The sequence below is a fragment of the Micromonospora sp. DT201 genome (assembly GCF_049841575.1).
GTDB lineage: Bacteria > Actinomycetota > Actinomycetes > Mycobacteriales > Micromonosporaceae > Micromonospora.
In genome coordinates this window covers 80,879-104,457 of record NZ_JBNCKP010000012.1, presented here as the reverse complement: position 1 = coordinate 104,457, position 23,579 = coordinate 80,879, and the positions used below count along the sequence as shown (strand labels likewise).

Annotated in this window: 21 protein-coding genes and 1 pseudogene; 12 read left to right on the top strand and 10 right to left on the bottom strand. The window is 68.4% G+C overall.

Going from position 1 to position 23,579, the window contains the following annotated elements; all coding sequences use genetic code 11:
• Nucleotides 1-2: 2 nt before the first annotated feature.
• The 4 genes from ACLQ28_RS20315 to ACLQ28_RS20300 form a co-directional block, all read right to left on the bottom strand.
• Complete coding sequence (locus ACLQ28_RS20315; protein WP_425687855.1) at nt 3-1,118, bottom strand: ATP-binding protein; 1,116 nt, start codon at nt 1,116-1,118, stop codon at nt 3-5.
• Nucleotides 1,115-4,801: a DUF4132 domain-containing protein gene (locus tag ACLQ28_RS20310; RefSeq protein ID WP_425687854.1), complete on the bottom strand. Its 3,687-nt coding sequence runs from the start codon at nt 4,799-4,801 to the stop codon at nt 1,115-1,117. Before ACLQ28_RS20310 ends, ACLQ28_RS20315 begins: the two co-directional genes overlap by 4 nt.
• Nucleotides 4,802-4,944: 143 nt before the next feature.
• Nucleotides 4,945-5,661 (bottom strand): oxygenase MpaB family protein, encoded by a 717-nt coding sequence (locus ACLQ28_RS20305; protein WP_425687853.1) that lies wholly within the window; start codon nt 5,659-5,661, stop codon nt 4,945-4,947.
• A 240-nt stretch (nt 5,662-5,901) separates the two neighbouring features.
• Entirely contained in the window at nt 5,902-6,303 is a 402-nt protein-coding gene (locus tag ACLQ28_RS20300) for a response regulator transcription factor (protein WP_425687852.1), read from the bottom strand.
• A 112-nt stretch (nt 6,304-6,415) separates the two neighbouring features.
• Here ACLQ28_RS20300 and ACLQ28_RS20295 point away from each other — a divergent pair, with 112 nt between their 5' ends.
• From ACLQ28_RS20295 to ACLQ28_RS20285, 3 genes are read left to right on the top strand one after another with little or no spacing between them, the layout of a single operon-like run.
• Nucleotides 6,416-7,129, top strand: a complete 714-nt coding sequence (locus tag ACLQ28_RS20295; RefSeq protein WP_425687851.1) for an ABC transporter ATP-binding protein — start codon at nt 6,416-6,418, stop codon at nt 7,127-7,129.
• Nucleotides 7,126-7,875, top strand: a complete 750-nt coding sequence (locus ACLQ28_RS20290; protein WP_425687850.1) for a hypothetical protein — start codon at nt 7,126-7,128, stop codon at nt 7,873-7,875. The genes ACLQ28_RS20295 and ACLQ28_RS20290 overlap by 4 nt, the downstream gene beginning before the upstream one ends.
• Nucleotides 7,872-8,513: a hypothetical protein gene (locus ACLQ28_RS20285; protein ID WP_425687849.1), complete on the top strand. Its 642-nt coding sequence runs from the start codon at nt 7,872-7,874 to the stop codon at nt 8,511-8,513. Before ACLQ28_RS20290 ends, ACLQ28_RS20285 begins: the two co-directional genes overlap by 4 nt.
• Before the next feature lie 6 nt (nt 8,514-8,519).
• Here ACLQ28_RS20285 and ACLQ28_RS20280 read toward each other — a convergent pair whose 3' ends face one another.
• Genes ACLQ28_RS20280 through ACLQ28_RS20270 form a run of 3 tightly spaced genes read right to left on the bottom strand, consistent with a single transcriptional unit; the run spans nt 8,520 to nt 10,827 of the window.
• Nucleotides 8,520-9,182: an RraA family protein gene (locus ACLQ28_RS20280; protein ID WP_425687848.1), complete on the bottom strand. Its 663-nt coding sequence runs from the start codon at nt 9,180-9,182 to the stop codon at nt 8,520-8,522.
• Nucleotides 9,179-9,895, bottom strand: a complete 717-nt coding sequence (locus ACLQ28_RS20275; protein ID WP_425687847.1) for a PIG-L deacetylase family protein — start codon at nt 9,893-9,895, stop codon at nt 9,179-9,181. Before ACLQ28_RS20275 ends, ACLQ28_RS20280 begins: the two co-directional genes overlap by 4 nt.
• Entirely contained in the window at nt 9,892-10,827 is a 936-nt protein-coding gene (locus ACLQ28_RS20270; RefSeq protein WP_425687846.1) for a DUF6282 family protein, read from the bottom strand. Before ACLQ28_RS20270 ends, ACLQ28_RS20275 begins: the two co-directional genes overlap by 4 nt.
• A gap of 295 nt (nt 10,828-11,122) precedes the next feature.
• On the opposite strand from ACLQ28_RS20270, the gene ACLQ28_RS20265 reads away from it, so the two are divergent.
• The 4 genes and pseudogenes from ACLQ28_RS20265 to ACLQ28_RS20250 all read left to right on the top strand — a co-directional run.
• Nucleotides 11,123-12,139, top strand: coding sequence for an ABC transporter substrate-binding protein (locus ACLQ28_RS20265; RefSeq protein WP_425687845.1), 1,017 nt, complete (start codon nt 11,123-11,125; stop codon nt 12,137-12,139).
• Nucleotides 12,140-12,216: 77 nt separating this feature from the next.
• Nucleotides 12,217-12,996 carry an ABC transporter permease gene (locus ACLQ28_RS20260; RefSeq protein WP_425687844.1) on the top strand — a complete coding sequence of 260 codons (780 nt, stop codon included), beginning with the start codon at nt 12,217-12,219 and terminating at the stop codon, nt 12,994-12,996.
• A 7-nt stretch (nt 12,997-13,003) separates the two neighbouring features.
• Nucleotides 13,004-15,013 carry an exo-alpha-sialidase gene (locus tag ACLQ28_RS20255; RefSeq protein WP_425687843.1) on the top strand — a complete coding sequence of 670 codons (2,010 nt, stop codon included), beginning with the start codon at nt 13,004-13,006 and terminating at the stop codon, nt 15,011-15,013.
• Nucleotides 14,989-15,654: pseudogene (locus tag ACLQ28_RS20250) on the top strand (glycoside hydrolase family 18); the annotation flags it as partial. The gene ACLQ28_RS20255 and the pseudogene ACLQ28_RS20250, both read left to right, overlap by 25 nt.
• Nucleotides 15,655-15,709: 55 nt before the next feature.
• Here the strand turns inward: ACLQ28_RS20250 and ACLQ28_RS20245 are convergent.
• The gene (locus ACLQ28_RS20245; RefSeq protein WP_425687842.1) at nt 15,710-16,549 is read right to left on the bottom strand and encodes a helix-turn-helix transcriptional regulator; all 840 of its coding nucleotides are present in this window, start codon (nt 16,547-16,549) and stop codon (nt 15,710-15,712) included.
• Between the two features lie 103 nt (nt 16,550-16,652).
• Here ACLQ28_RS20245 and ACLQ28_RS20240 point away from each other — a divergent pair, with 103 nt between their 5' ends.
• A complete protein-coding gene (locus tag ACLQ28_RS20240; protein ID WP_425687841.1) occupies nt 16,653-17,360 on the top strand; it encodes an SDR family NAD(P)-dependent oxidoreductase in 708 nt (235 codons plus the stop codon).
• Nucleotides 17,361-17,636: 276 nt separating this feature from the next.
• On the opposite strand, the gene ACLQ28_RS20235 is transcribed toward ACLQ28_RS20240, so the two are convergent.
• Nucleotides 17,637-18,473, bottom strand: a complete 837-nt coding sequence (locus ACLQ28_RS20235) for an endo alpha-1,4 polygalactosaminidase (RefSeq protein ID WP_425687840.1) — start codon at nt 18,471-18,473, stop codon at nt 17,637-17,639.
• A gap of 755 nt (nt 18,474-19,228) precedes the next feature.
• Here ACLQ28_RS20235 and ACLQ28_RS20230 point away from each other — a divergent pair.
• The 4 genes from ACLQ28_RS20230 to ACLQ28_RS20215 all read left to right on the top strand — a co-directional run bounded on the left by ACLQ28_RS20230 (nt 19,229) and on the right by ACLQ28_RS20215 (nt 22,736).
• Nucleotides 19,229-20,557: an alpha/beta hydrolase gene (locus ACLQ28_RS20230; RefSeq protein WP_425687839.1), complete on the top strand. Its 1,329-nt coding sequence runs from the start codon at nt 19,229-19,231 to the stop codon at nt 20,555-20,557.
• Between the two features lie 45 nt (nt 20,558-20,602).
• A complete protein-coding gene (locus tag ACLQ28_RS20225; protein ID WP_425687838.1) occupies nt 20,603-21,028 on the top strand; it encodes a hypothetical protein in 426 nt (141 codons plus the stop codon).
• Entirely contained in the window at nt 21,021-21,929 is a 909-nt protein-coding gene (locus ACLQ28_RS20220; RefSeq protein WP_425687837.1) for an alpha/beta fold hydrolase, read from the top strand. Before ACLQ28_RS20225 ends, ACLQ28_RS20220 begins: the two co-directional genes overlap by 8 nt.
• 120 nt (nt 21,930-22,049) lie before the next feature.
• Nucleotides 22,050-22,736, top strand: a complete 687-nt coding sequence (locus ACLQ28_RS20215; RefSeq protein WP_425687836.1) for a type 1 glutamine amidotransferase domain-containing protein — start codon at nt 22,050-22,052, stop codon at nt 22,734-22,736.
• 121 nt (nt 22,737-22,857) lie between these two features.
• Here ACLQ28_RS20215 and ACLQ28_RS20210 read toward each other — a convergent pair whose 3' ends face one another.
• Entirely contained in the window at nt 22,858-23,433 is a 576-nt protein-coding gene (locus ACLQ28_RS20210) for a hypothetical protein (protein WP_425687835.1), read from the bottom strand.
• Between the last annotated feature and the right edge of the window lie 146 nt (nt 23,434-23,579).

The window sequence follows — 23,579 nt, the reverse complement described above, 5'->3', positions numbered from 1 at the left end:
GCTCAGCCCGGCAGCAGGTGCCGGGAGTGGTGCAGCGCCTGCCACTGCTCGCCCTGGCGTGTCCGCGCCTGCTGCTCAAGGTAACGCCGCAGTTTGGCGAGATCCTCCGGGCTGTCCTTGGCGGCCGTGCCAGCCAGGCAGGAGACCAGATCGGCGGCGGTGCCCGGCTCACCGCGCAGGAACCAGCCGCGCAGGCCGATCGCGTGCGCGACAGAGACCGCCTCGGCGGTGCTCATCACCGACGAGATGCGCTCCATCGTGTCGCCCCGTGCCGTCTGCCCGGTCCGCAGCTCCCGGAAGGTGGTGACCAGCACCTCCAGCACGTCCCGGCGTGGCTCGACGCCGACACCCGAGCGTTGCAGCAGCGCCGTAGCCTCGGCCGTCACCAACGAGAGTTCGGTGTCGAAATCCTCGATCGGGAAGACGGTCTCGAAGTTGAAGCGCCGCTTGAGCGCCGAACTCATCTCGTTCACACCCCGGTCGCGGGTGTTCGCGGTCGCGATGATGTTGAAGCCGTCCCGGGCGAACCGCATGCTCTCACCCCCGGTCAGCTCGGGTATCGCGATCACCCGGTCGGAGAGCGGGGACAGCAGACAGTCCTGGACCTCCAGCGGGCAGCGGGTGATCTCCTCGAACCGGACCACCCGCCCCTCGGACATGCCGCGCAACAGCGGCGCGGGCACCAGCGAGCGGGTCGACGGACCCTCCGCCACCAGCAGCGCGTAGTTCCAGGAGTACTTGATCTGATCCTCGGTGGTGGCCGCGCCACCCTGGATGGTCAGCGTGGAGTCACCGCTGACCGCAGCGGCGAGCAGCTCGGACAGGAGCGACTTGGCGGTGCCCGGCTCACCGACGAGCATCAGCCCACGGCTGGTCGCGAGGGTGACCAGGGCGCGGTCGACCAACGACGGGTCGCCGACGAACTTGCGCCGAATTCCGAGGGATTCGTCGCCGAGAACGAACCGCCGCGCCGCGCGTAGGCTCAACGCCCAGCCGGGTGGCCGGTCACCGGTGTCGTCATCGCGCAGCCGGGCCAGGTCGTCGGCGAAGCGCACCTCCGCGGGGGGTCGCTGCGCCTGGCCGGTCGGGGCGGGTTGGCCACCGTTCAGCCCGCTCATTGGGTGACCTCCCGGAGTTCCCGGATGATCTCGGAGATGGTGACCTGGTCGAGGTCGCCGATGCGGAGCTCTGGCTTCGTACGCCAGTAGCCGTCCCGGGTACGACTCACCCAGATCGTGCTGAGAGTCTGCTCGGGGAAGATGTCGATCGCGCCCACCGCGATGCCGGGATCGAGGTCGACGACCATCTCCCGGCCGTCGGGGAGCCCCCGCAGCAACCGCCCCTGGTGGCCACCGTCCGCGGGGGCACTGCGCCGCCAGCCCCGTCGTTCCAGACCGAGCAGCTTGCCGGTGGGCACCGTGCACCCCTCGAACCGGGCGAGCCTCGGCTGGTCGCATTCCGCCTCGGCGAGCGCGAAGACCTCCCGGCCGAGCTGCGGGAACGGTTGCAGGATCTCGTAGTCGGCGAAGAGCTCGACCCAGCCGGGCAGGCTCTGGCCCAGGTGGATCGGATGGGCGACCCCGACCACCGCATCGTCGGTGAGGCTGAGCGGGTCGTCGTTGCCGTCGGCGAACGTCCGGTCCTCGGCCACCCGCAGTGCTCCGACGAACGTGCCGGACTCGTCGTAGTGGCCCCAGACCAGCCGCCGGACGATGTGCCAGAGCAACGGATGGGAGAGGAAATACTGCCGGAACTCGGCCACCGGCCAGCGTCGCCCCAGCACCATCGCCTGTTCGAGTCGACGGATCTGGTCGGCAGCGATCGTGCGGACATCCTTCTTCAGCGCGGCGAAGCGCTGGTACGCCGCGGGTGCCAGCTCCGGATCGTCGTTGACGCCCGGCTTCGGCAGCTCCTTGCGCCGCTTTCCGTCCTGGTCTGAGACGTACGGCTTGAGCTGCTCGTCGAAGCCGACCACGAAGCGGCGCGGCCCGTAGTCGAGGGTGGCGCTGCCGGAGGCGTCGAGCCCGCAGTCGGGCACCAACCGGTCGGCGAGCTGGTCCGGGGTCAGTTCCAAGGAGGCGGCGACCGAGAGCACCTTCTGCTCGGCCCGCTCCTTCAACCCCCGGAACTTCACCTTCTGCGCGATGGCGTTCAGATGCATCAGCGCGAGGTCGGAGCCGATCGCGGCGAGCACGTCCAAACCGCTCACCGCCCGGGTGTGCCCGCCCTCGCCCGGCCAGGCCCGGATGAGCGGCGCGAGGCGGCGCACCGTCTCGTCGTCACCGACCTGCGCGAGCGCCAGAAACGCCCAGCCGTTCTTCGACGGCGCACCGGCATCGAGCCAACGCTGGAAGAGCGACCAGCCGAACTCGGCCAGGCTGGCTGGCTCGCAGACCTCCCGCACCAGGGCGATACCCGCGTACGCCGCGTCCGGGGTTGAGATGGCGAACATGGTGAGCAGGTGTCGGACCGCTGTCTCGGGCAGGGCACCCGAGCCGTCGCGGAGCAGGACCGGGGCGAGCACCTTCGGCTCGGCCCACTCCGGCAGGGTTGGCATCCGGGCCGGCAGCAGCTCAAGCGGATCGGTCGCGAGCAGGGTTTCGATCGCCTCGGCCGCCGCCGCGCCGTAGCCTTCCGCAGCCGTGGTCACCTCGCGCTGGTGGCCCGCCGCGGCGAGCGCGACGATGGACTGCTCGGCCTCTCGGCGTGCGGTGCCGGCGGGACCGAGCGCGAGCGGGACGAGCGCCCGCGACGCGGCCGCCGGATGCCGGGTCAGCCAGGCCAGCGCGACCGGCCGGACCGATTTGAGCCGGCTGAACCAGCTCGCCATGAGCGTCGCGATCTCCGGGCTGGCGTACGGCAGCAGTGCGCCGGCTGCGGCGGCCGGCGACCGGCGGGCGGCGTCGATCACCATGCCCAGCCCGTCCAGCTCGAAGCGGCCCGCGATGACACGCGCCACCGACCCGCTGTCCCAAATGTCCTCCAGTCGCCACGCCACGACCAGCGGTCGGGCGAGCTCGTCCGGCGCATTGGTGAAGAAGGAGGTCTGGTCCATCAAGCGCAACTCGCCGACGCCCTGTCGTTTGGCGAGCTGGTCCCAGCGCTTGTCGAGGTGCAGCCAACGGGCCATCGCCTCCGGCGCGGCCCAGGACTCCCGTTCGCCGGGCTCCCACCCGATCGTCGGCTGGTCGGGGCAGCTGAGCCCGGCGACGACAACCGGCTTGCGGGTGGTCCGCTTGCGGTTCCACGGTGGGTCGACCAGCAGCCGTGGCAACCCCTCGACCGGGGCCTCGACCACGGCCGACTGCTCCAACAGGCTCCGGACCCGCTGCGCGGCGTCGTCGGGCAGTGACGGCAGTAGCTGCCGCGCCACCTCGGGCTGCGACGCGACGTGGGTGCGCAGCAGCTCCGCGCACGCCCGGTTGCCCGCGCTGGCCGCGAGCAGGCGCATCGCCCGGACCGGGAACCGCCCGGCCGCGTCGAGGATCGCCGCCGGGGTGAACTTTTCATCGGCACGGTCGAGCAGCACCTGGAACGCCTCGTCGCTGGGGAGCACGGCGAGGATGGCAAGCATCCGCCGCTGTTCCTCGACGTACGGCTGGTCGAGCCACTCGGCCAACACCTCGGCCGCCGCCGGGCCGACCCCTTCCGCGAGGGTGTAGAGGATGGTGGCCGAGTGCACGACCTCGTGCGGCGCGACATGCGCGCGCAGCAGCGCGAGTTGTTCCGGAGTGCTGACGGAGCTCAGCAGCTTGGTCGCGAGTGTTTTGTCGGCCAGGGCGGCGACCGCTGCGCAGTCCTCGTCCACCCACTCGGTCCGGCCGGGAGCGAGGAACGAGGTGACCACCCGGTGCTGGACCCCATGCTCGCGGTAGCCGGCGAGGATCTCGACGGTTGCGGCGTACTCATCGTCGGGGGCGCCAGCGAGCACCGCCCTGATCCGGTCGGCCAGCCCGGTCTCCGGGTGGTATCCGTGCGTGCGGGCGAGTCGTGCCGGGGTACGACGCAGGGGGCCGATGGTGATCTTCCCGTTCGGACCATGCTCCGGACCGCCGCACGACAGGGTGAGGAACTCCATCAACGTGCGAACCGCGAACTCCAGGCCATGATCCCTGATCCACGCGTCACGCAGCACTTTCAGCGCGTCGTGACTACGCCAGTCCCAGGCGAGGTGCGCGTAGAGGGCGGTGGCGACGACGGCGGCGCCGAGCGGGGTGCGCTCCGAGGTGGCCGCGAGGAACGACTTGCCCGCCGTGATCAGCTCCGGCTCGCTCTGCGGATAGGTCAATGCGATCGCGATATCGTCCCGGTGCTGCGACAGCAGAGCTTCGGCCTGCACGCTGGACGAGGGGTCGAGACGCGCCGCCGCCACCCCCGGACCGCCCCGACGCGGATGCCGGCTGCGGTACCAGCTCGGTGGCACGACAAGGGTCTGCTCGTCGAGCGGCGGCGGAGCCTCATCGCGGGCAGCCGAGGCGGTTCGCGCCGCGGGCGCGAGCTCGCCGACAGTACCGTCGAAATTCCGGTCGGTAGCCGAACTGCCGGCGGGGGCGGCGGAGCCGGCTGATGCGGCGGACCCGGCTGATGCGGCGGACTCGGCGTATCCCTTCTTCACCTTCTCCGCGATGAGCTTGTCCACGTGGGTTGCGGCAGCCTGCTCGGAGTCGAAGCTCTTGCGCTGGGTCTGGCCGACGGTCCCCAACCGTCCGAACCTGACGGTCACCTCCACGCCATCCAGGTTGACCTCCCAGAACTTCGCCGAGGTAGCGCCGACCAACTCGAAGCTGCGCACAGCGGCCACGTCACATCCTTTGGGGTTGAGGGGTTGACTGAGGTGGGTTCCGGCGACGGACAGGTCGTGCCGCTCCCCGGCCTGACTGGAACAGCCGACACGATAACGAGTAGCCCCGACAGTTCCGACGCCATCACTAGTGGCCGCCTGATTCACGCACTTCGGACGTCGAACCGGCCGGCAGAGGTCATCGTCTGCATCGGTTCGCTCGGGACCTCAGCCGACCGGAGCGCACCCAGGAGGCTCGGCGGAAGCGCGCGGACGGCCAGGGCCGTCAGATCCCGTATCGGTGTGCCAGCGAGGTCCTGGTCGCGGGACTTCTCATACAGTTCGGTGAAACGGCGGTCGAATCTCAATTGCCGTTCGACGATCAGATTGTAATGGAATCGCAGTTCGTTAAAGGTCTGCGGAACTCGTCCGCGAGGGGCCAGCACCGCGCCGATGCCCTGCGTCGCGTCCCGGCAATAGGCCTCCCGCTCCTGCTCGTTGAGCCGTCGGCAGGACAACTCCTGCACTCGCAACAGGCTGTAAACGACGATGGTGTAGACGGCTGTCGAATGCAGCGGATCCTGCTGTTGAAATGTTGAGGCGTCGCGCCGTTTCGCCCACCCGAACTTCCGCGATGGCTCAGGACCGCGAGCCAGCCGGAACCACTGTTCGTCATCGCCGAACACGCCAGCCATGGCCAGTTCGAGCAACTCCTCGACGGCGTTGGCACGGCCTCCACCGCGGGCTGCGCGCGCGATCGACGCGGCAACCGGCTCGTACGCGAAAACCGTAATGGCCGCCGCCCAGATTCCGCCCAGAACCGGTAGTCGCACGGCGTTCAATTCCTTGATGACCGATGACCCGGCCTGGTGGGTACCCACAGGTGACTCACTCGGCAAAAAGGGGTGCGACTGGCTGTGCAATTTGATCCTCCGGTCGGGAAGTTGACTCCCTTTCGACGCGATGGGGCTGCGGAAGGTTCAGAACGGCCGCCTGTCGGGAACATCACAGGTCAGGCGACCGGGGCCACGAAGGCACGCCGGAGACGGCAACATTCATCGAAACAACGTCCTGCCAGGTCCACCCCAAGCCCTCGTCGGCTGCTCCCAGCCACCTCGGTTTCAGTGGCGTGGCCGCACCAGCCCTGCGTCGAACGCCGCGATCACCAACTGTGCCCGATCCCGTACGGCCAGCTTCGCCATCAGGTGCGTGATGTGCGTCTTAACCGTCTTCACCGAGATCACCAGGGCAGTGGCGAGCTCGTCGTTCGACAAGCCGCCGCCGATCAGTGTCAGCACCTCGACCTCACGGCTGGTCAGCCGCCGCAGTGTCGGCGTCGGCCGATCCGGCCGGGGAGCCGTGACGTAGTGCGCGACGAGCCGGGTGAGGATCGACGGCGGCAGTATGACCGCGAGCGGGCCCTGCGCGCCGACCGTGCACATGGCCATCACCAGGACGCTGATCACCACGACACCAACCGGCACGGCCTTGGACTTCCCGGAGGGGCGCGGATGGGCGTTCACCACCCCGACTGTAGATCTCAGACCAGGGTCTGACGGCCCGTGGACCGACCCGGCCGTCGAAATCCGAGAACGGTCGGATGTACGAGGGCCGGAACACCTGTTGACTCGGCTCATGATCACGATCGATCGCGTCAGCAAGACCAAGAGCAGGACGCAGATCCTGTACGACGTCAGCTTCGAGGCCCGACCCGGCCGGGTCACCGGCTTCCTCGGGCCGAACGGAGCCGGCAAGACGTCGACGCTACGTATCCTGCTCGGCCTGGACCGCCCGCAGAACGGGACCGCACTGATCTGCGGGCGCCCGTACCGGAAACTGGACCGTCCGCTCACGACGGTCGGCGCGCTGCTCGACGGCAGCGGGGCGCACCGGGCCCGCACGGCCCGCGCCCACCTGCGTTGGGTAGCCGCCAGCAACGGTTTGCCGGACTCCCGCGCCGACGAGGTCCTCCAGATCGTGGGCCTGACCGGCGACGCGCGCAAGCGCGCCGGCCGTTTCTCCCTCGGTATGAGCCGCCGGCTCGGGCTCGCCACCGCCCTGCTCGGCGACCCTGAGGTGCTGGTCCTGGATGAACCGGTCAACGGCCTCGACCCGGCCGGGATCCGCTGGATGCGCGAGTTCCTCAAAGACAGCGCCGCGCAGGGCCGCACGGTCCTCCTCTCCAGCCACCTGATGGGCGAATTGGCCGAGATCGCCGACGACGTCATCGTGATCGACAAGGGCCGGATCGTGATCCAAGGCAGACTCGCCGACGTCACCGGCGGTCATCGCACGCTTGAGGACGCCTTCTTCGCGCTGACCGCCACCGAGGCGGGTGGCCCGTGGTGAGCCTGGTCCGCGCCGAACTCCGTAAGCTGCTCGGCCTGCCCACCGCATGGGTCGGCCTGGTGCTGGGCACGCTGGTAGCACCCGTGGTCGTCCTCCTGAACGCGCCATACACCCGCCGTGCGATGGCCGCAGGCACCCTCACCGACACGTCCGACCTGGGCCTACGCGACTTGGGTATCGGCCTGATCGGTCCGATGGTCCTCGGCGTGATCGTGGTGAGCAGCGAATACACGGCCACTGGTCAGGACACCCCCGGCGCCTGCCAGTTCACCGCGACGCTCGCCGCAACTCCCGACCGGGTGCGTCTGCTCATGGCGAAGACCACCGCACTCGTGCTGGTCGTCGTGGCACAGGCAGCGGTCACCGCAGCCGCCACACTCACCCTCACCCAGGTGCTGCACGGCGAACACGCGCCGGCACCCGCCCTGGCCCGAGTGGCCGCGGCCATCTTCTACTGGACGCTGACCACACTACTGGCGTACGCGATCACGCTGATCACTCGCAGCGGCATCGTGCCGCTCACGCTGCTGATCATCAACAGCTCCGTCGTTTCCGTGTCGTACCTGCTGACGAAGGTCACCAGCCTCGCCGTCTACCTGCCGGACATCGCCGGGACGCAGATGTTCCTCCGCAGCGGGGACTTCCCCGTTGAGATCGCTCCGGTGACCGCCGGACTGGTGATGACCGCCTGGGTCGTGGCGCTACTCGCGGTCGGCGCGGTCCTGTTTCACCGGCGGGACGTGTGAACGCCGCCCGCGCGGAACTACGCAAGCTGCTGACCCTGCCGTCGCTGCGCCTGACCGCACTGCTGACCTGGACCGCCAACCTGGTGCTGACCTACGCGGACAGCGCGGCCGAGTCCCCCGGTGAGCCGCTCGGTGACAACGCGGCCCTGGTCCCGCTCGGCTACGCCCAGGCCGGCTTTCTGGTGCTCGGCGTACTGGCGGCCGCATCCGAGTACGAGGAGGGCGGCCAGATCCGCACCACACTGCTCGCGATGCCCCGGCGCCTGCCACTGCAGGCGGCGAAAGCCCTTGCGCTGGCCGCTCTGACGCTCCCGTTGGCCGCCGCGACGGCGATCACCAGCACCCTGCCGGCTGGCGGAGCCACCTGGACGCCCGCCGCGGCCGGGTACCTGACGCTCACCACGCTGTTCGGGGCGGCAGTCGCCAGCGTCGTCCGCCGCGCAGTGTCCGCCGTGATCCTGTTGCTCGGTCTGTACTTCATCGCGGGTCCGCTACTGCGCGCCTGGTCCGCCAGCAGCGCCGCCTACCTGCCGGACACCGCCGCCCTCGACCCGTCCCGCGGCGCCCCGGCAACGATCATCTGGACACTCTCCGCCCTAACGCTCGCCGCTTTCACCTTCCACCGACGCGACACATAGTCCAAGTCAGTGGCTGCCTGCGGACTCGTCCTGCGCCCGCAACCCGTGCAGGTCGTAGCTGAACTCACCGGCATCCAGCCGGGCCCGCAGCCGGGTCTCCTTCTCCATCCGACTCCTCGTCGCGGTGGCTACCTCGGCCGCACTCCCCCGCGCCACGACCACGGCACCGTCGGCGTCGAGGACCACGACGTCACCCGGGTCGACGGTCGCCCCACCCACCCGCACCGAGACGTCGAGCGAGCCCCGCTCGCGCTTGGTCGCTCCTCGCACCCGGAGCCACCGGGCCCAGATGGGCAGCCCGAGTTCCCGCAGCTCGTCCACGTCGCGCACCGCGGCGTCCACCAGCAGGCCAGCCGCGCCAGCGACCTTCGCCTGGGTGGCCAGCAGCTCGCCGATCAGGGCGACCGGGGCGGGCTCGGGCATGGTGAGCACGAGCACCTCGCCGGGGCGCACCAACGTCATCGCCTCGTGCACGGCCCGGTTGTCGTCCTGGCCGCAGCGGACGGTCCGTGCCACACCGGCGACCCGGGTGCCCGGAACGACCTGGACAAGATCGACGTCGATCAGGCCACGCCGGCCAGCGGCCTCGAAGACGGCGGCCACCCCGCCGGCAGTCAACGTGTCGATCACGCCCGGCCCGACGGCCGCCGCGTCGCGAAGCTCGCTCACAGTGCCCCCACCACGTTCGGGATCAATCGCTGAAACGCCTCCGCCTGCCGGATGGCGGCATCGCCGGTCACCCGGCGGGCGTGGTTACCACGCTGATCGGCCCGCTGCGTGTAGTACTCACGCAGGTAGCCCTGGGCGCCCATCGCCGCCATCGCCTCCTGCTTGGCCGGCATCACATCGGTGATGTCGACGAAGACGGTGGGGACGAACCCGCACAGCTCGGGCTGGTGCGGTTCGAAGACCAGGAACTCCGAGGGCGGGGCGGTCCGGAAGCCGCTGGACACCCCGGCTCCCGCGGTGAGCTGCCGGGCGGTCGCCACCGCGGTGTGTGCCACCGGGTGATCCGGGTTGAACGGGTCGCGGTCCGGGTGGGTGAGCACCACGTGCGGGGCGTACTCCCGCATCAGCGCGGCCAGCCGGTCGATGGCCTCGTCCCTGATCCGCAATGGGTAGTCGCCCAGATCGAACGCCTCCAAACGGGCGCCGACCGCAGCAGCGGCTTGCTCTGCTTCCGCGTGCCGCAGCCGCTTGACGTTCTCCACCGTCTGGTTCGGGTCCTTCCAGAGCTCACCGGACTCGCCCCGCTCCCCGTAGGAGAGCGCCAGCACGACGGCCTCACCACCGGCCGCGGTGTGCTTGGCGATCGCTCCCGCGGCCCGCCAGACGAAGTCCGCCGAGTGGGCACCCACCACGAGCATCCGCCGTGCGCTCATGCTGGCACCGTCGCCTTCGGCGTCGCCAGACGACGCGAGTTGACCACCGCCATGACGTGGATCTCCTCATCGGTGAAGCCGGCGTCGAGCAGGCGGTCGGCGAAGAGCGCCAGACCGTCCTCGACCGGCGGGTTGAAGGGTTGCCCAAGGTCGCTGGAGAGGATGGAGTGCGCCACGCCGACCGCCCGGATGGTGGCGAACAGCTCCGCCCAGGCGACCTTGCCCGAGTGCGGGGTGGTGAAGCAGCGCTCCATCAGGGCACCAGCCTCGACCAGCTCCCGCTGCTGCTCAGCCGGCAGCCGCTGCGAGGTGAACTCGGGATGGGTGACCACGATTCGGCGTACCCCTTCTTGGCGGGCGGCCCGGACGAGGCTGACGATCTCGACGCCGCTCAGGTGGCCGGTGGCGAGCGCGATGTCATGCCGGGCGATCACCCGCAGCACCTGGCGTACCCGCTCGAGGACGTGCCCCTCGTCGTCGACGACCTCGACCGGCTCCGGCACGATGCCCTGGCTGTGCAGGTCGGCTTGGAACGCCCCCCACATGGCCGGCGTGGCACCCGGCAGATCGGTGGCGGTGTTGCGTCGCTGGTTTCCCGAGTCCACTGTGGGCATCCAGACGATCCGCGCGCCCTGCCGTGCGGCGACCTCGACGGCGACCGGGTTGATGCCGCCCATGGCGCCGTTGAGAGTGATTGCGCCGAGCGCGTCGACGTCGGGGACCACCTTACGGACGACCGCTGCCCGCTCGGCCGTGGCCACGTAATGGGACTTGAGGACGAAGCCGGCGAGCCCGACCTCGGCGCACCGGTACGCCAGATCGACGTCGTCGATCCGCCGCGCCATCACGTCGGGGGCAACGTGTACGTGCGTGTCGTAGGCACCGCGGACCAGGGCGCGGGCGCGGGCGGACGGGACAGGGTGATCAGACATCGTGCTCCTTCGAACGGACTACTCGGCAACTGGCTTCTACCGCCTCGATGCCCATCATTGACCGGTAACATGATCATGCCTCGGGTGTCCATTGTCGATAGCAAGTGAGCTGCGAAAACGCCTCCTTCGCTAGATCGACATACCGAAATGGGCGAATCAGTCCGGTGACAGCCGTAGCAACATCATCTACGATCCTTGATCGGCGAGAGCGATGTGAACAGCCCGACCCATGCGATCAGCGTCGGCATGAGTGCGCCCTCGTCACCCCCGAGACTTATCAACCTGGAGGTATCACATGGTCAAGCGCCCTCGCGCGCTGGTGGCGACGTTGCTGGCCGCGGCTCTTGCCGTGACCGGTTGCAGCGGCTCCGACGACAAGAGCGGTGACCCAGCCGCCAAGGGGACCGACAAGGTCGCTTACATCACCGCCTTCGGCGCTGTGGGTCGAGACGCGTTCGCGTGGGTGGCGAAGGAGAAGGGCTATTTCGCCGAGGTCGGCATCGAGGTCGACATCAAGGAGGGCGCTGGCAACCAGCAGAACCTGACGGCCCTCAAGGCCGGTCAGGTCCAGTTCGCCGCGCTCGACTTCACCGGTGCCGTGATCCAGGCCGGTAAGGGTGAGTTCACCGACTGGCGGGCCATCGCCGCCGTACACCAGCAGACGCTGATCTCGGTGATGACGACCGCGGACACCAACATCACCACCCCGAAGGACCTGCAGGGTAAGACGCTGGCGACCGGCGCCGGGTCGGTGACCGAGCTACTCTTCCCGGCCTACGCTCGGCTGGCTGGGTTCGACCCGAAGACGGTGAAGATCGAGGGCGTCCAGACCACGGCACTCAACGGACTCATGGCGAGCCGGCAGGTCGACGCGCTGGGTACGTTCCTGCTCAGCCGCGGCGCGTTGCAGACCGCCTCCAAGAAGGAGGTTGTGGTGCTGCCCTACAGCGACTACCTGCGGGACCTTTTCGGCAACGCGATCATCACCACTCCCTCGCTCATCGCGAAGGACCCGGACCTGGTGCAGCGATTCACCAACGCGGTGCTCAAGGGCCTGCAGTACAGCATCGAGCACCCGGAGGAGGCCGCGGCGATCCTCAACAAGGCGAAGCCCACCTATACCGTGGCGGCCGGCAAGGGTGAGATCGATGCGATGTCCCCGCACGTTCGCCCCACGAAGGGTGCCCCGATCGGCTTTATGGCTGAGGAGCAGGTGGCTCAGACCATCTCCGTCCTCCGGGCCGCCAATCTGATTCCGTCCGGCCTGACCCCGGAAGAGGTCGTCGACCTGAGGTTCGTGAAGAAGCCCTGACGCAGGGCACCACCCACGGAGCCACCGAATGTGGGCCGCGACTGTGCGGCCCGCTCTCGAACATCGGGAAGATCATCGTGACTGACAGTTTCTCGCCGTCACAACGCTGGCCGCACGTCGGGCTGCCCACCTTCGGTGCGGTGCTCACGATCGCGCTCTGGTGGCTGGCCACCTGGGCCTTCGACATCGAGCCGTTCTTCCTGCCCGCACCCCCAGACGTGGTCGACGCGTTTGTCCGGCTCCCCGGCTACCTCGCCGAGCAGACCTTGGTCACCTTCCTGGAGACGGTGATCGGGTTCGGGATCGCGACCGTGGGTGGGCTCCTGCTCGCCGTCCTGCTCGCCGCGTCCCGGACGGTCGAGCGGATGGCCCTCCCCATGATCGCCGGAGTCAACGCGGTGCCAAAGGTGGCGCTCGCGCCGCTGCTCCTGGTCTGGATCGGGTTCGGCTACGAAACCAAAGTCGTGATGGTCGTGCTGCTCTGCTTCTTTCCGGTCCTGGTCTCGACCATGGCCGGGCTGACCTCGACCCCGAACGAACTCGGCGAACTCGCCCGCTCCCTCTCCGCCTCGTGGTGGCAGACCTTCGTGAAGGTTCGACTCCCGTGGGCCCTGCCGCAGGTCTTCGTCGGACTGAAGGTCGCGACCTCGCTGGCCATCATCGGCGCGACCATCGGCGAGGTGATCAACCCCGAGGCCGGGCTCGGTGCGGTGATCGCCAGCTCCGGCCAGTCCGCCGACACTCCGCTCGCGTTCGCAGCGCTGACCCTGCTCGCACTCATGGGCACGCTGCTCTTCTACCTGATGGCCGGCCTCGAACGCCTCGTCGCCCCGTGGACACGGGAGATCTCGTCGTAGTAGTGCCATGAAACCCCGGATGCTGGGGCCATGCGGCTCGCCTGCGCCGCCGTCGCGTTGCACTAGGTTGATCATCGTGCCTAACCGATCCCCTGTGGACTCTCACGATGCCGAAGCGGAGAGCCTGCCCGCTCTCCTCCGTCGTCTCCTTGCCGCCGCGGTGGCCCTGGGCCTGTCGGCGACACTGACTGTTCCGTCCACCGCCCACGCGAGCGGCACGGTGTCCTCGTCGGCGGCGGCGGTCGGCACCGAACAGGTGCTGTTCAGGACCGCGACGGCCGGGTACGGCTGCTTCCGCATCCCCGCGCTGGTGCGAACCAAAACCGGCAGCCTGCTCGCCTTCGCCGAGGCCCGCAAGTCGCCGAGCTGCGCCGACCGAGGTGACATCGACCTCGTGTCGCGCCGCTCCACCAACGGTGGCCGCAGCTGGGGTCCGATCCAGGTGGTGCTTGCCGGCACGGACTCCGATCCACACGCCCCGTTCACCCGGGGCAACCCGGCTCCGGTGGTCGACGAGATCACCGGCCGGGTCCTGCTCGTCACCACATCCAACGAGGCCACCCCGACCGGTCAGCGTCTGCCCTGGATCCAGCACAGCGACGACGACGGTGTCACCTGGAGCGCGGCGAAGCCGCTCGGCGCGACCTTCACGGGTGCCAACAACGGCTGGTTCGCCTCCGGTCCCTCGCACGGCATCCAGCTCACCAGAGGCGCGTACGCGGGTCGGCTGGTGGTGGGCGCGCATCAGGTTCCCAACGCCAGTACGAGCTACACCGGGGTGCTCTACAGCGACGACCACGGCGACACCTGGCAGGCGAGCCAGGCCGCCAACTCGTTTGTCGCCGGGGTGCTACAGCCGGGCGAGGTGTCGGTCGCCGAGCTGCCCGACGGCAGCGTCTACGCGGCGGCGCGCAACAACATCGGCGGCGCCGCCAATCACCGCACCAGGGCGGTGAGCACCGACGGTGGCACCACCATGCCCGCCTCCGCTGTCATATCCTCCCTGGTCACACCGGATGTCCAGGGCGCGGTTCTCACTCTTCGCCAGACGTACCAGAAATCGTCGGGTGACACTCTGATCTTCTCGGGCCCGGCCGACCCGGCGGACCGCAAAATCATGCGGATCCGCTACTCGACGGACCAGGGGCTCACCTGGAAGAGCCCCACCAAGGGTTTGCTCACCAACAGTCGGGCGAGCTATTCCGACCTCGCGGAACTCACCGACGGCGAGATCGGCCTGCTGTACGAGGGCGGGGCCAGCTCGTCCAACGACGAGATCCGGTTCAACCGGTTCACCCCGGCCCAGATCGGACTGCCCGGCGCCTTCACCGGCAAGGTCTCCGGGCAGCCCGTCCCCGCCGCTGGTGCCACCACCCCGGACGCGACCGCCCAGGCCAACGACGCCTACCTGCACGGCAACGCGACGCTGCGCGGCGGCCGATTCGATCAGGGACTCGCCCTGGACGGCGCCGGGGACTTCGTCGACCTGCCGTACGCCAGCTCGCTCGACCCCGGTGCGGACGACTTCACCTTCTCCACCTGGTTCCGGTACGCCGCCACCGGCACCAGCCCACCGCAGGTGCTCTTCTGGGGTTACGGCGTCGGTGCCGACAAGCCACAGGTCTGGCTGCGCGCCAAGCCCGCCGAGGACCGCCTGCTCGCCGTGGTGCAGGGCATGAGCGGCCAGGTGACCGTCGGGCTGCCGGACACCTCCGCCACGGTCGCCTTCGGCAACGACACCTGGCACCACCTCTCCCTGGTCCGAACGGGCGATCGGATCCAACTCACGGTTGACGGCGGGGCCACCGCCACCGGCACCGGGGTCGCGGGCCCGGTCACCGATCTCTCGCCGAACGTCGCCGAGGGGCTACGCATCGGTGCCAAGCCGGACAGCACCGCCAGCGACTCCTTCACCGGCGGCATCGACGAGTTCCGGCTCTATCGGCAGGCGCTCACCGGCGACCAACTCGACCAGCTCCGCACCAGCGACGCGGGGCCGCTGCGGGCATCGACCTGAGCTCCACCGCTGTCGCCGACCGGTTCATCGCGACGATCGTGCCGATCCTGACGGCCTACCACTTCGACGGCATCGACATCGACATCGAGACCGGCCTGACCGGCAGCGGCAACATCAACACCCTGTCGACGTCGCAGGCCAACCTGATCCGGATCATCGACGGCTTGCTGGCCCGGATGCCGTCGAACTTCGGCCTGACCATGGCACCGGAGACGGCCTACGTCACCGGCGGCAGTGTGGTCTACGGCTCGATCTGGGGCTCGTACCTGCCGATCATCAAGAAGTACGTGGACAACGGCCGGCTCTGGTGGCTGAACATGCAGTACTACAACGGCAGCATGTACGGCTGCGCCGGCGACTCGTACCCGGCGGGCACAGTGCAGGGCTTCACGGTGCAGACGCAGTGCCTGAACAACGGCCTCACCATCCAGGGCACCACCATCCGCGTGCCGTACGACAAGCAGGTCCCGGGCCTGCCGGCGCAGAACGGGGCGGGCGGCGGCTACATGTCGACGTCGTTGGTCACGCAGGCCTGGAACTCCGTGCCCGGCATCAAGGGCCTGATGACCTGGTCGGCGAACTGGGACGGGTCGAAGGGGTGGACCTTCGGCGACAACGTGAAGCGCCTGCAGGGCCGCTGACGGATGACGGCGCCGGGCGTACCCGTCAGCCGGCCTCCCGGCATGCGCGGGCCAGCTATCCGACCAGTGCCTGGGTGCCGAGCACGGTGAGCAGGGCGAGACGGTCGGCGTCCTCGGTCCCGGGCTCGGCCGTGTAGATCATGATGCGCAGATCGCTGCCCGCCACAGTGAGCACGTCGCAGTCCAGCGTCAGGGGGCCCACGTGCGGATGGTCGATGGTCTTGCGTGCGGCTTCATGACGGCCAACAGTGCCGGAATCCCACAACTTCGCGAACCGATCGTTGTTCGCGCTCAACTCCGCGACCAGTTGCCGTAGCTGCTGGTCGGCCGGATAGCAGCCTGCGGCCGCACGCAGGTCGGCAACCAGCGCCGTCTCGAACGCTCGCAGGGACTGCGGGGTGTGGCGGGCTCGGGTACCCGGGCCGAGAAAATGCCGCCACACCGCGTTGCGCTGGTTGCCACGCCATCCGGACGGATCACCCATCAACGCCGCGTACGGCGGATTGGCCACAAGCAGAGTCCAGGACGCGTCGTAGACCCCGACGGGTGTCCCGGTCAGCCTGTCCAGCAGCCGCTGGACGCTCGGGGTGATGTAGGCGGGTACCGTTTCCGGACCCGGCGGTGCCAGCCCGGCCAGCCGGAACAGGTGTGCGCGCTCGGTTGCCGACAGCCGCAAGGCCCTGGCCAGGGCTTCGACGACCTGCGCCGACGGATTGGACGCGCGGCCCTGTTCGAGGCGGGTGATGTAGTCGACGGAGATCCCGGCCAGCAGGGCAAGCTCCTCACGGCGCAGTCCGGCCGTACGTCGGTCCCTGCCGGCGGGCAGCCCGACGGCCTCGGGCGAGACGCGGTCGCGCCAGCGGTGCACCGCCTGCCCGAATTCCGTCGTCGACATGCTCACCAGTGTGCACCGCTCAGTTGTGGTGTTGCCTGGTACTGGCGGTCCCAGGAAGAAGGGACGACTGGCCAACCGCACCGACCGGCTGGAGCCTGGAGGCATGACAACAACACTGATCACCGGTGCGAACAAGGGACTCGGCTTCGAGACCGCCCGTCGACTCATCGCCGCAGGCCACACCGTCTATGTCGGCAGCCGGGACGCCGAACGCGGGCGCCGCGCCGCCGAGCAGCTGGGCGCACGGGCCGTCCAGCTCGACGTCACCGACGACGCGTCCGTGCAGGCCGCAGCGAAGGCTATCGAGGCTGGTGGGGGGCTGGACACACTGATCAACAACGCGGGCATCGAGGCAAGGGGTGCCGGCAACATCGTGATCGGCGCCGCGGACGTGACCGCCGACATGATGCGGGAGACTTTCGAGACGAACGTCTTCGGCACGGTCCGTGTCACCCACGCGTTCCTGCCGTTGCTGCAGCGTTCGGCCGCCCCGGTCATTGTGAATCTCAGCAGCGGCCTGGCCTCGCTGGCCCGGGTCACCGACGCGGGCACCCCGACGTACGCCTACCCGGGGATCGCCTACCCGGCGTCGAAGGCCGCCGTCAACATGATCACCGTGCAGTACGCGAAGGCGTTCCCGAACATGCGGATCAACGCGGTCGAGCCTGGCTTCACCAAGACCGATCTGAACGGGAACACCGGTATCCAGACTGTCGAGCAGGGCGCCGAGATCATCGTCCGCATGGCGCAGGTGGGCCCCGACGGCCCCACCGGAGGCTATTTCGACGCTGATGGCCCTCTCCCCTGGTAGGAGGAGGGGCAACTAGGTGGAGGAGACCGGCCTGGGGCGGCAGCAGGCATCGCTACGTCGCCCGCCTCGCGCCAGAGCGACAGGGCCTGTCGGTAGCACTCGGTGGCCTCGGGATACTGGCCCAGGCGTCAACTGGCCGGCCTGCGGCGGGCCCGGACGACGACCGGCGGCGTTGCGGTTTCGTCCGGATACAACACCGGTATCCGAACGAAACCGCACCTTGCCGGACCGCAGCCCGGACTCCGCCTCGGCTCGACCGCCCTTATGAAACCGGCCCTAGCAGGCGTTGTAGATATACTTGGAGCTACCCGGCGCGGTGACATTTACATCGCGACGGACCACTGACACAGTCGCGCCTACCGCTGCGCATGCCTTGGTGTAGGCGTTGTCCGTGTACTCGATGTCGATAACGTTGTTGCCGTACACGTCGGTGTAATCGCCGCACTCGTTGTAGCGGCCGCATTCCTCTGCGATCGCGAAGTCGAGACCGGCCGCCTTGCCCCTGGCCCTGAGTTCGGTGGTGTTTTTCTGGCCGATGGCGAGTCCGGCGGCGTGTGCGTGGGGAGCCAGCAGCTTCAGGTAGTCGATGGCGTTGGTGATGCTGAGCAGGTCCTCGGAGCGGTCGTAAGAGTCGATGTTGTCGGGCTCGACTGCCTGGAAGCCGTCGGCGGCGCAGCCGTCGATCCAGGCGTTGACGATCCCGGCGACCGCGGTGCGCTTCGCGGCGGTAGAGATGTCGAGCAGGATTTCGTTCCAGTCGCCGTCGACGACGTATTCGCCGGAGGAGTCGCGCAGCAGCAGGTCGTCGTGGTTCTGCTGCCACCAGGTAACCTCCCCGGGCTGCACCTGGAAGGCGTTGACGTAGCAGATGTTGTAGAGGCCGGCGGCCGGTGCTGCCTCGCGGTCACGGCTGACCACCGTGACACCGGTCGGCGGAGTGTAGGCCTTGCCGATTTGGTAGTCGAACTTGGCGTTGACTGGCGGCAGTGTGAACACAGCCGCCGCGGCAGGGGTAGTGGCGGCGTCGGCGTGTGCGGCTACGCCAACAGCGATGGCGGCAGTGAGCGCGGTGGTGCCGCCGACGAGACAGCGGGCAAGGGTACGCAAGACCACGGCTAGGACTCCGGAGTGGCTCAGGATCAGCCCTGCCTCGAGTGTGGAATCACTCCGGCGAACCGGTGTCTCATCAGGACCACCGACTGGGCTCGATCGTGTCGAACGCCGAGGAGTTGGCGTTGCTGACGATTCAACTGATCATGCGGGCGTCTGTCAACGCCGATCTGTCGCATATGGATCGCAAGCTCCGCACGGCAGCTGCTGCCGGCGGCGGCAGGCGCAGCGAACTGATGACCTTCCAAGATGGCGGCGAAGGTGGCGAAACAGGCTCGTCAGGCAAACCAGACTGCCCTCTGCTGCCGCGCCGCCCTCCGCACTCCGCCCTGACACGGAGGGCCCGCCGCCTTCACTTGTTCGGGCCAGCACCGGCCATTGCGGTGCGGGAGGGCGGATCGAGGAGCGTCGCCCGCCCGCTGCCGCCGTGCACCATCAGGGATGTTCTCGAAAGGTAGCGACGTATCCCGTCGGGGGTTTCCCGGAGATCACCCTGGAACCGTCAACGATCCATTCTGGTCGAACTCGGCCCGTGCTCGAATTGCGGCAGCTCATCCCATCGGCGAATGGAGTTGCCTTTCATGCCAAATGCCATCCGTGCTGCTGTAGGTGTGGGAGCCGTCGTCATGGCGTTGCTCGCTCCCATGGCCAACCCCGCGGGCGCGGAGCCAAGCCCGGCAAACGGAAACGGTCCCAACGGCTGGCGGGCCGCCCCGATCGCCTGGAATCCATGCCCGCAACACCTTGAAGACAGAGGCATGCGCTGCGCCACGCTCGATCTCCCGATCGACTGGGCCCGCCCGCACGCGGCGACATTCCCATTGGCGATCGTCAAACAGGTCGCGACCGACCCAGCAGCGCGAGTCGGCCCGTTGCTCGTCGGCACGGGCGGCCCCGGCCTGTCCGGGGTCGACTACGTACTCGAGGCGGACAAGAACTTCAGCCCCGAGATCCGCCGAAGGTTCGATATCGTCGGCTTCGACCCGCGTGGCGTCGCCCGCAGCAGCCCGGCGGTCTGCTCGGCCTCCCTACTGGCCGAGATGCCCTTCCCCATAATCAGCAACCAGGCGGAGTACGAGCATCAGATCGCCTACAACCAGCGACTGTACGACGATTGCCGGGCACGTACCGGACCGCTGTTCGACCACGCTGACACCATCAGCGTGGCCTACGACATGGACGCCATTCGAGCCGCCCTCGGAGTCCGGCAGATCAGCTACCACGGCGTGTCCTACGGCACGCTGATCGGCCAGGTGTACGCCGAAAAGTTCCCCCATCGGGTCCGGGCCCTGGCACTCGACAGCGTCATGGACCACAGCCTGAGCACCAAACCGTTCCTGGTCGATCAAGCGGCTGCCGTCGAGGACTCCTTCGATGAGTTCGCCGCGTGGTGCGAGCGGAGCGAGGCTTGTGCGCTGCATGGCCAGAGCGTGGGTGCAGTCTTCGATGACCTGATGCGCCGCGCTGCGACCGGCACCCTGGTGGATCCGGCCAACGGCAGGAGGCTGACCTGGTTCGATCTCAGCGACAAAGCATTCAACGAGTTCTACGACCCCGACTGGTCGGGTTTGGCCAGTTGGCTCGACTCGTTGGACAGGTCCGCACCCGGCGCGACAACGCCGGCAACGCCAGCGTCGGCAACCGATGAGGTGGTCCAACTGCCCCTACCGGTGGTCTGCGGAGACTGGTCGCTGCCCATCGACGGCTACCCCCAGATGGCCCGGTACCTCGACAAATCGCTGGCGGTGGCGCCGCGCCTACGCATCTCGACCGGCGCTATCGCGCCCACCATGGTGTGCCTCGGGTGGAAGGGCAAGGTCAACAATCCACAACACCGGCTGCGGGTAAACACCTCGGTGCCGCTGCTACTGATCAACGGTCAGCACGATCCGGCCACTCCTTACAACTGGGCGCGGAACGTCGCGGACCAGTTGGGAGCCAGGGGCCGGCTCGTCACCTACCAGGGCTGGGGCCACGCGGCGTATCTCCGTACCGCATGCACCACCAGCTACGTCGACCGATACCTGATCGACCGGAAGCTTCCGCCGATCGGGGCGGTCTGCCGAGCCGCAGCCCCACCGGAGTAACCCCGGCAGCCCTCCCCCGAGGAACTGACCGAGCAGCTCATCCGGTTGATCGACATCCGCCTGCTCGACCCTCTCGAAATCCTGGTCGACAGCCACGACGCCATCGACCCGCTGCGCGCCGCCATTCGGAAACGGGCCCGATCCTGGGCCACCACGATCGTCAGCGGCGACGACCGGGCCGCCGTCAGCGTGGTCATGCGCGCGATCGCCACCCTCTACCCAGGGGACGGACTGTTCGACCCACCCCTCGACTGGTGGCGCAGCCCTTTCGGCCAGGCCGTTGCGCGACGGGTCGGCCACCCGACCGCCGAATCCGTGTCGTACACGGTGGCCGGCGCCATGCTCGGCATCACCCGCCAGGGCGTCCACGACCTGGTCTCCCGCGACAAGCTCGCCCGGCACCCCGAAGGCGGCGTGCGCTCCGCCTCCGTACGCGACCGACTGCTCAAGGAGGGAACCCGACGTGTCTGAGACCATCATCGACTCCCCGACCGTGCCCGTCGCGATCCGCGACTTCGGCGGAGCCGGACAACCGCTGCTGCTCCTTCACGGCGCCGGCGGCAACCTCGCCCAGATGACCACCCTCGCCGAGCACCTGCGCCCGACCCACCGGGTGGTCACCGCCGACCTGCGCGGTCACGGCCGGTCCGGAGACGGCCCGTGGCGCTGGGACGACGTACTGGCCGACCTGGCCGCCGTCGCCGACCACCTCGGCCTCACCTCCCCAGCGGTGGTCGGCGTCTCCCTCGGCGGCATGCTCGCCACCCTCTGGGCCCAGCGTCACCCGGAGTGTCCCGGTGCGGTCAGCTTGGACGGCAATCCGCCGTTGAACCGTCCGGAGCAGCTCGCCGGGCTGGATCCGGAGCAGGCCGAGACCGAGCTGGCCAAGCTGCAGGCCGTCTTCGACGGGATGGCCGCGATGATGGCCGAACCACTAACCGCCGAACAGGTGGCCGCCATGCTGACGGGGCAGCGGGCCATGGCCCAGCACTACGGTGCCGCAGCCGAGGATTGGGTGGCAGCCTTCGAACGCAACCTCGTGCCCGGCGACGACGGCCGCAGCCGACTGCGGCCCAGCCCGGACCTCACCCGGCAGCTCCGGGATGCCATGGACTCCCTCGACCTGATGCCCGCCTACCGCGGCGTCCGCTGCTCGCTGCTGCTCGTCCTCGCCACCGAGGACCTGCCCGAACAACAGCCGTTCCACAGCCTGTACGAGGCGTACCGCAAGGTCACCGCCGAACGGCTTGCCACTGTGGACAACTCATCTTTGCGGGTGCGGCATCTCGCCGGCGCCAGCCACGCGATGGTCGCCGAACGCCCACAGGAGCTCGCTACCCTCATCACCGACTTCCTCAGCCCTCACGACTGAGGGCGACCCGCAGCAGCCCGCCTCCTGACGAAGGTCGGACCTGCCTGGCGGTCAGCCCGAAGAACGACCATGCCTGCCGTACGATTCGTTGCCGGCTGCCTGCTGTAACGAGGATGAGTGATGCTGCGTGTGTTGTTGGTGCTGACCTCGCACGGTCAGCTCGGACGGACCGGCATTGCGACAGGGGTGGGTCTGCAGACGTTCGCCTCGCCGTACTACCTTCTGACTGAGGCTGGGATCGAAGTCCAGGTCGCGTCGCCGATGGGCGGGCAACCACCGGTCGATCCGTTGAGCTTCGGAGATGGTGTCGAGACCGCTGCGTTGCGCCGCCTGTCTGCCGACAGAGAGGCTCAGAGCCTTCTAGAACACACGATGCCGCTCACAGCCGTCGATAGCGAGCGCTTCGATGGCCTGTTCTTCGCGGGAGGCCATGGCGGGATGTGGGATCTTCCGGAGAACGAGAGTGCGGGGCGCCTGATCAGCACCGCGCTGAACGCCAACAAGCCCGTCGTCGCTGTATGTCACGGCGTCGCAGCCCTGTGTTCACCTGATCCAGTCACCGGACACACTTCAGTGAAAGGCCGTCGAGTGACAGGATTGTCGAACCGCGAAGAAGTCTTGCTCGGCAGACATCAATCGGTCCCGTTCCTCTTGCAGGACCGATTGACATCTCTCGGAGCGGCTTTCGAGGAGGCTGCGGAATTCTCCTCCCATGTGGTCGTCGATAAACAATTGATCACTGGACAGAACATGAGATCGGCCGACCAGGCTTCACGCACGTTAATCGCGGCGCTGAACCGTTCCTGATGACGTACTTTCACTGCCATGAATAGAGGCGGCGGGATGCCCTGAAGCGCTCTCGACCAGCCGGGGGCAACATCCTCGTCAAGACGAGCCCAGGCCGCGGTATGAGCGTGCTTCGACTCAGTTACAGATCGCCCCGGTAACCCGGTTGCTTCTCGTCCGGCGACTGGAGGAGCTCCCTTTCTCGGGAAATGATGCGTTCCGCCAGCTTGTCATCCAGCTCGTGATAAGCGGGGTACTCGATGACCTGCTCTGGGTGCAGAACGCAAGGTTCCGGCACGTAAAAGCCCTGGCCGACGAAGGCCGGCTCGGGCGGGTGCACCAGCATGTTCCGCACGCTTGTGGACCGCCGCCACCATAGGTGCACCGCCGACCGCGCGTCCATGATTTCGTCGAACGGGCACCACAGCACCTGAAGCATGTCCGTGCCATCGGGACAGGGCAGATCAGGGACGTCCCGGGCGTAGAGCTGCGCCAGCGGGATGAGCGGCAGCGGCTCCACCGGCAGCAGCGCCGGGTCGTAACCGGCATCTACGCGGTCTATGACCACCTTCTCATCGGGAGTGAGCAAATTCGTTCCCGGCGGCCTGGGCCGTTGCCACGCCGCGGCGAGGATGCGTCGACGCGCGCGGACGTCCTCCAGCGTCGTCAACTCGTACGGCTCGTGCTCGTCGCTGCATGTCGGCCAGGCCTCGCCCACCGGCCACAGCAAAGGCCCACCCACCGAGCTGTCGCGCAGGCCGAACTGGAACGGGACCAGACCGCAGCGCCGACTGTGAGGGCTGCGCATCCCGATCCCACGCCTGTGAAGTGACCTGGCTCATGCGCTGTCACAACGACCGAAAA

Bases quoted from the DNA above. Each gene is read 5' to 3' on its own strand.
- ACLQ28_RS20255 (WP_425687843.1), top strand. From the start codon at position 13,004: ATGAAACCCCGGATGCTGGGGCCATGCGGCTCGCCTGCGCCGCCGTCG.
- ACLQ28_RS20270 (WP_425687846.1), bottom strand. From the start codon at position 10,827: ATGTCTGATCACCCTGTCCCGTCCGCCCGCGCCCGCGCCCTGGTCCGC.
- ACLQ28_RS20215 (WP_425687836.1), top strand. From the start codon at position 22,050: ATGCTGCGTGTGTTGTTGGTGCTGACCTCGCACGGTCAGCTCGGACGG.
- ACLQ28_RS20245 (WP_425687842.1), bottom strand. From the start codon at position 16,549: ATGTCGACGACGGAATTCGGGCAGGCGGTGCACCGCTGGCGCGACCGC.
- ACLQ28_RS20265 (WP_425687845.1), top strand. From the start codon at position 11,123: ATGGTCAAGCGCCCTCGCGCGCTGGTGGCGACGTTGCTGGCCGCGGCT.
- ACLQ28_RS20230 (WP_425687839.1), top strand. From the start codon at position 19,229: ATGCGCTGCGCCACGCTCGATCTCCCGATCGACTGGGCCCGCCCGCAC.
- ACLQ28_RS20275 (WP_425687847.1), bottom strand. From the start codon at position 9,895: ATGAGCGCACGGCGGATGCTCGTGGTGGGTGCCCACTCGGCGGACTTC.
- ACLQ28_RS20315 (WP_425687855.1), bottom strand. From the start codon at position 1,118: ATGAGCGGGCTGAACGGTGGCCAACCCGCCCCGACCGGCCAGGCGCAG.
- ACLQ28_RS20295 (WP_425687851.1), top strand. From the start codon at position 6,416: ATGATCACGATCGATCGCGTCAGCAAGACCAAGAGCAGGACGCAGATC.
- ACLQ28_RS20240 (WP_425687841.1), top strand. From the start codon at position 16,653: ATGACAACAACACTGATCACCGGTGCGAACAAGGGACTCGGCTTCGAG.